The sequence below is a fragment of the Protofrankia sp. Cas3 genome (genome assembly GCF_963555955.1).
Classification (GTDB): domain Bacteria; phylum Actinomycetota; class Actinomycetes; order Frankiales; family Frankiaceae; genus Protofrankia.
Map to the genome: position 1 here is coordinate 1 of NZ_CAUVXP010000229.1, position 6,643 is coordinate 6,643.

Annotated in this window: 6 protein-coding genes; 5 read left to right on the forward strand and 1 reads right to left on the reverse strand. The window is 70.2% G+C overall.

The annotated features are described in order from the left end of the window. Positions 1-293: adenosylcobinamide-GDP ribazoletransferase (locus U9983_RS25795; RefSeq protein ID WP_322756498.1), on the forward strand; the 293-nt coding region annotated here is incomplete at its 5' end. 39 nt (positions 294-332) lie between these two features. Here U9983_RS25795 and gcvT read toward each other — a convergent pair. Continuing rightward, positions 333-1,451, reverse strand: a complete 1,119-nt coding sequence (gcvT, locus tag U9983_RS25800; RefSeq protein WP_322756499.1) for a glycine cleavage system aminomethyltransferase GcvT — start codon at positions 1,449-1,451, stop codon at positions 333-335. A 47-nt stretch (positions 1,452-1,498) separates the two neighbouring features. Between gcvT and U9983_RS25805 the strand changes: the two genes are divergently transcribed. The 4 genes from U9983_RS25805 to U9983_RS25820 all read left to right on the forward strand — a co-directional run. Continuing rightward, the gene (locus U9983_RS25805) at positions 1,499-3,124 is read left to right on the forward strand and encodes a leucyl aminopeptidase (protein WP_322756500.1); all 1,626 of its coding nucleotides are present in this window, start codon (positions 1,499-1,501) and stop codon (positions 3,122-3,124) included. 134 nt (positions 3,125-3,258) lie between these two features. After that, complete coding sequence (gene lpdA, locus U9983_RS25810) at positions 3,259-4,641, forward strand: dihydrolipoyl dehydrogenase (RefSeq protein ID WP_322749051.1); 1,383 nt, start codon at positions 3,259-3,261, stop codon at positions 4,639-4,641. 135 nt (positions 4,642-4,776) lie between these two features. After that, positions 4,777-6,234, forward strand: coding sequence for a 2-oxoglutarate dehydrogenase, E2 component, dihydrolipoamide succinyltransferase (gene sucB, locus U9983_RS25815; RefSeq protein ID WP_322756501.1), 1,458 nt, complete (start codon positions 4,777-4,779; stop codon positions 6,232-6,234). Positions 6,235-6,319: 85 nt separating this feature from the next. Beyond that, positions 6,320-6,643: NAD-dependent epimerase/dehydratase family protein (locus U9983_RS25820; RefSeq protein ID WP_322756502.1), on the forward strand; the 324-nt coding region annotated here is incomplete at its 3' end.

A 6,643-nucleotide genomic window follows, 5' to 3' on the forward strand; every position in this document is an offset into this window, starting at 1 on the left:
CCGTGGCGCCGTGGCAGGCGGCCTGCTCCGGTGCCGCTGTGGTCGCCGTCGCCGCCCTGGCCGGGCGCGTCGACCTCGACGGTGGGGACGCCGGGGGTGCGGTCCGCGCGGTGACGGCCGTCGCCGTCGGGACGGTCGCGGGCTGGCTGCTGCGCCGGTTCCTCGTCCGCTACCTCGGCGGTGTCACCGGAGATGTGCTCGGCGCCCTCGTCGAGGTCACGGCAACGGTCACGCTGGTGTTCATGACGCTGAACATCCCCGCGGACGTGCGGATCCACCTCAGCACCCGGTGAGGAGCTCCGGGCCTGCCTCGGGCCTGCCTCGGGGCAGGCCTACTTCGGGGACGCGTCGACGAACGGCGGCCGCACAACCGTCATCGTCGAGCGCCGTCCACGCACATCCACCCCGACGGTGTCGCCCGCACCGACCCGACGGTCGAGCAGGGCCAGGCCGACGCCGGTTCGCAGGGTCGGCGAGAACGTCCCACTGGTGACCTCGCCGACGGGCACTGCCTGCGAGCCGTACACCGTCATGTGCGGCCGCGGGATGCCGCGGTCGGTCGCGCGCAGCCCCCACAGCTGCCGCGCCGGGCCGGCGGCCCGTTCCGCCAGCAGCACGTCCCGGCCCCAGAAGCGCGGCTTGCCCCAGCCCACCGCCCAACCCGCCCGCGCCTGTACCGGGGTGATCGACATCGACAGGTCCTGACCGTGCAGCGGGTAACCCATCTCGGTTCGCAGGGTGTCGCGGGCGCCGAGGCCACAGGGCAGCATCCCAAGCGGGGTGCCCGCCGCCGTCAGCGCATCCCACAGCGCGGGCGTGTCCGCCCAGTCGGACACGATCTCGAAGCCGTGCTCGCCGGTGTAGCCCGACCGGCAGACGATCACGTCGGCACCGGCACCGGCACCGGCACCGGGCCAACAGGCCCCGGCAAAACTCATGTAGGCCCCACCGACGGGCAGGCCCAGCGCCGCCATCAGCTCCGCCGAACGCGGTCCCTGCACAGCCACCACGCCGAAGGCGGTGTGCAGGTTGTCAACGGCCACTTCGGGCGGGGCCGCGGCGTCGAGCCGGCGGACGACCTGCTCGGTGTTGGCCGCGTTGGGGACGAGGAAGACCTCCGAGTCGGAGTACAGGTAGGCGATGAGGTCGTCGACGACGCCGCCGGTCTCATCGTCGCAACACAGCGTGTACTGGGCCTGGCCGGGACCGATCCGAGAAAGATCGTTGGTGAGGGTCGCGTTCACGAAGACCGCGGCACCGGGGCCGTGGACGCGGGCCTTGCCGAGGTGGCTGACATCGAAGATCCCGACCGCCGACCGGACCGCCGCGTGCTCCTTGAGCACCCCCCCGCCGGGATACTCGATGGGCATCTCCCAGCCGCCGAAGTCGGCCAGCTTGGCGCCCAGCGCAACGTGCCTGTCGTGCAGCGGAGACCGCAGCAGCTCACCCATACGGGCAGGCTAACCCCGTCCCACACCGTGTTCCGTAGTCTCGCGCCATGACCGCGACTGTCGTGACGACATCATCCATTCTGGATCTTGATACCGATGCGCTGGTGATCGGTATCGCGGCGGGCAAGAACGGGCCGGTGCCACTGGGCGGTACCCAGACGCTCGACGTGGCGCTCGGTGGCCGCCTGGCCCAGGTCCTGGCCGACCTCGGCGCGACCGGCAAGGCCGGCGACCTCGTCCGCTTCGCCACGCTCGGCATGCTCCCGGTCCCCATCGTGGTCGCGGTCGGCCTCGGCCCCGTCACCAGCCAGGCTGACGTCGACCAGGTTGACGTCGACCACGCTGAGTCAACCGTCGATCAGGTTGACGTCGACCACGAAACGCTGCGCCGGGCGTCGGGCGCCGCCGTGCGCGCACTCGCCGGCACCGCCCGGGTCGCGACCACCCTCGCCCTGGCGGTCAGCCCGCCCGGACCAGACCAGCTGCGGGCCGTCGTCGAGGGATCGCTGCTCGGCGCCTACGCCTTCGACACGTTCCGGACCCGGTCCCGGTCTGACCGGCGTCCGCCGGTAGGGGAGATCACGTTCGTCGTGGACGACGCCGCCGAGCCCGCCGCCACCGATACCGTGCGCAGGGCTGCTATAGCAGCCGACGCCGTCGCCCTGGCCCGGGATCTGGTCAACACCCCGCCCGGGCACCTACCGCCCGCGGTGTTCGCCGAGATCGCCGCCCGCCATGGCGCCGAGGTCGGTGTGGATGTTGCGGTACTCGACGAAAAGGCACTGGCGGACGAGGGTTTCGGTGGCATTCTGGGGGTGGGCCAGGGTTCGGTGAACCCGCCGAGGCTGGTCCACCTGTCCTGGCGGCCCGCCGGTGTGGACCCGACCGGCCCGCCCGCGCTGACCCTTGTCGGCAAGGGCATCACCTTCGACTCCGGCGGCCTGTCGCTCAAGCCGGCGGGCGCGATGGAATGGATGAAGACCGACATGGCCGGCGCCGCCGGCGTGCTCGCGGCCGTCATCGCGGCCGCCCGGTTGAACGTGCCGGTCACCGTCAACGCGTGGATCCCGCTGGCCGAGAACATGCCATCCGGGGACGCGATCCGGCCGGGCGACGTCCTGACCCTGCGGGGCGGCACCCTGGTCGAGGTCCTCAACACCGATGCCGAGGGACGGCTTGTGCTCGGCGACGCCATCGCCCGCGCCGCGGCGGACTCCCCCGGCCTGCTGGTGGACGTGGCAACGCTCACCGGCGCGCAGATCGTGGCTCTGGGCCAGCGCACCAGCGCGGTCATGGGCCGTGACGACGCGGTCGAACAGGTCGTCGCCGCGGCCGGCGAGACCGGCGAGGCGGTGTGGCCGATGCCACTGCCACCAGAGCTGCGCAAGGTGCTCGACTCGGCCGTCGCAGACCTCGCCAACGTCGGCGGCGGCGGCAGCCGCGATGGCGGCATGCTGGTGGCCGCGCACTTCCTGAGCGCCTTCGTACCTGATCACATTCCGTGGGCGCACATCGACATGGCCGGGCCCGCCTGGAACGCGGGCGAACCCTACGGTCACACCCCGAAGGGTGGCACCGGTGTGATCGTCCGAACCTTGCTCCAGCTGGCCGAGAACATCGCCGGGGAGTCGGCGCCCCGCTCCGAGCCTGACAAACAGATTACCGGCGAGTAGCGGGCAACGAGCGGAAGTGGCACAGAAAAATACCCGGCGTCATGGACCACAGTTGCCGGGACCTGCGATACATCCGTCCTGCGGCATGAAAGACTGAACGCATCCCATCCAGTCAACGAGAAGGGACGCCTGGCGTGGTGGACTCTGCGGCCGGTCCCGTAGACCTTGTCATCCTCGGTGGCGGTAGCGGCGGTTACGCTGCGGCCCTGCGCTCCGCCGAGCTCGGTCTGGACGTCGCTCTGATCGAAAAGGGCAAGTTGGGCGGAACCTGCCTGCATCGCGGGTGCATTCCGACCAAGGCCCTGTTGCACTCGGCGGAGATCGCGGATAATGTCCGCGAGAGCGAGAATTACGGGATCCGATCGACCTTCGACGGAATCGATATCACGAAGGTCAACGCTTACAAGGACTCGGTGGTCAGCAAGCTCTACCGGGGCCTCGCCGGCCTGGTGAAGGGCCGCGGCATCGAGGTCATCGAGGGTCACGGACGGCTGGTGTCGCCCACCGCCGTTGCCGTGGGTGACCGAGTCATCTCCGGCCGCCATGTGGTGCTCGCGACCGGGTCGCAGTCGAAGTCGCTGCCCGGCTTGGAGATCGACCACCGCCAGGTGATCACCAGTGACGACGCCCTGGAGCTCGACCACGTGCCGGCATCCGCCGTGGTTCTCGGTGCCGGCGCGATCGGCTGTGAGTTCGCCTCGGTGTGGCGTTCCTTCGGTGCCGAGGTCACGATCGTCGAGGCACTGCCCCATCTGGTGCCGCTGGAGGAGGAGTCCAGCTCCAAGCTGCTGGAGCGGGCGTTCCGCCGCCGCGGTATCAAACAGCACCTGGGTGCCCGGTTCGCCGGTGTGAAGAGCACCGACGCAGGTGTCACGGTGTCGCTGGAGGACGGAACGACCATCGAGGCCGAAGTGCTGCTCGTCGCGGTCGGGCGCGGTCCGGTCTCCGAAGGGCTCGGTTATGACGAGGTCGGCATCGCGATGGATCGCGGCTTCGTCCTGGTCGACCACGAGCTGCGGACGAACCTACCGACCGTCTCCGCGCTCGGCGACCTGCGACCGGGGCTCCAGCTCGCCCACGTCGGATTCGCCGAGGGCATCTTCCTCGCCGAGCACCTCGCCGGATTGAACCCGGCGCATGTCGACTACGACAACGTTCCGCGGGTCACCTACTCCCATCCCGAGGTGGCATCGGTGGGGCTGACCTCGACTCGGGCCGCGGAGCTGTACGGAGAGATCGTGACCCACACCTACGATCTGGCCGGCAACGGCAAGGCGCAGATCCTCCAGACCACCGGTGCCGTCACGCTGGTCGCCCTGCCCGACGGGCCGGTGGTGGGCATCCACATCGTCGGCGACCGGGTCGGCGAGCTGATAGCCGAAGCCCAGCTGATCACGAACTGGGAGGCCACCGCCGCCGATGTCGCCCAGCTCATCCACCCGCATCCAACCCTGTCGGAGGCGATCGGCGAAGCACACCTCGCCCTCGCCGGCAAGCCGCTGCACTCCCACAATTAGAACCACAATGTCTGGCGGCGCAGGACAAACGTGATCGTGTCGCCTTGAGTCGATCAGTTACTGACAGACCCACAGCGTTCGCGGCCACTCCCCGTCGCCCACGGACGGCCGGACGCCACGAAGGAGTCGTACCCCATGTCTGTGTCCGTCACGATGCCCCGTCTGGGTGAGAGCGTGTCCGAGGGCACCGTCACCCGCTGGCTGAAAAAAGAAGGCGAGCGCGTCGAGGCCGACGAGCCGCTCCTCGAGGTCAGTACGGACAAGGTCGACACCGAGATCCCAGCGCCCGCCTCCGGAGTGATCAGCGCCATCCGGGTCGCCGAGGACGAGACGGTCGAGGTCGGTGTCGAACTTGCCGTCATCGACGAGGGTGCAACGGCGGGGCAGGCCGCGCCCCAGGCTCCACCCACAACACCTACCGCGGCCGTCGCGCCGGCTCCGGCTCCGGCACCGGCACCCCCGCTGGCACCGGCTCCGACGCCTGCGGCAGCTCCCCCGCCGGTCGCGGCCCAGACGCCGCCGCCGGCCCTACCGGCCCAGGAGTTCGCGCCGGACGCGGGCTCCGAAACTCCGTCCAACGGCAGCGGATCGCTCGGTGCCTATGTCACCCCGCTGGTCCGACGGCTCGCGGCCGAGCACGATGTGGACCTGTCCGCGGTGACGGGCACGGGCATCGGCGGCCGCATTCGCAAGCAGGACGTCATCGACGCCGCGCGCACGCCGACGGCCGCGGACACGGCTGCGGCACCCACGGCCGCGGCTGTGGCACCAGCACTGGCACCGGCTGTGGCTGCGGCACCGGCTGTGGCACCAGCACCAGCACCAGCACCAGCACTGGCACCGGCACCGGTGACGCCCGTGCCGGTTTCGCTGCGCGGTCGCACGGAGAAGATGTCGCGGCTGCGATCGGTCATCGCCCAGCGGATGGTCGAGTCCCTGCAGGTCAGCGCCCAACTCACCACAGTCGTCGAGGTCGACGTCACCCGCATCGCGCGCCTGCGGGATCGCACGAAGGCCGCGTTCGAGGCGCGCGAAGGCGTGAAGCTGTCGTTCCTGCCGTTCTTCGCGGTCGCCGCCTGCGAAGCGCTGCGGGAACATCCGAATCTCAACGCAAGTGTCAACGTCGAGCAGGGGACCGTCACCTACTACGACACCGAGCACCTGGGCATCGCGGTGGACACCGCCCGGGGGCTGCTCGTCCCGGTCATCCACCACGCCGGGGATCTCAACCTCACGGGCATGGCACGCAAGATAGACGACCTGGCGACCCGGACCAGAGACAACCGTGTGTCACCGGACGAGCTGGGTGGTGGCACCTTCACGCTGACCAACACCGGCAGCCGCGGTGCCCTGTTCGACACACCGATCATCAACCAGCCCCAGGTCGGCATCCTCGGCACCGGTTCCGTGGTCAAACGGCCCGCGGTCGTGGACGACCCCGAGCTGGGCGAGATCATCGCGGTGCGGTCGAAGGTGTATCTCGCGCTCACCTACGACCACCGGATCGTCGACGGCGCCGATGCGGCTCGCTTCCTCACCAGCGTCCGCAGCCGCCTGGAAGAAGGCGCCTTCGAGGCCGAACTGGGCCGGTAGGCCGCCACCTGCCCGGTCCGGCGTTGGTGTCCCGTCGTGGTGGGTCGGCTCGCCGACCCACCACGAACACGCAAGGATCCGGTCAATGAACATCGCTGTCACCGGCGCCACCGGTCTGATCGGCTCCGCGCTCGTCCCGGCGCTGCGCCGTGACGGGCACACCGTTCGCGTCCTGGTCCGCCGGCCACCCAGGGACAACTTCGAGATCTCCTGGGATCCCGGCGCCGGCATGCTCGACCCGGCGGCGTTGACCGGCCTCGACGCCGTCGTCCACCTTGCCGGCGTCGGGGTCGGTGACCATCGTTGGACCGACAGCTATAAGCGACAGATCCTCGACAGCCGGGTCGCCGGCACAACGCTGCTCGCGGATGCTCTCGCCGGTCTGGACGGGCCGCCACGGGTCCTGCTC

Coding starts and splice junctions, on each gene's coding strand:
- gcvT (WP_322756499.1), bottom strand. CDS start 1,451: ATGGGTGAGCTGCTGCGGTCTCCGCTGCACGACAGGCACGTTGCGCTG.
- U9983_RS25805 (WP_322756500.1), top strand. CDS start 1,499: ATGACCGCGACTGTCGTGACGACATCATCCATTCTGGATCTTGATACC.
- sucB (WP_322756501.1), top strand. CDS start 4,777: ATGTCTGTGTCCGTCACGATGCCCCGTCTGGGTGAGAGCGTGTCCGAG.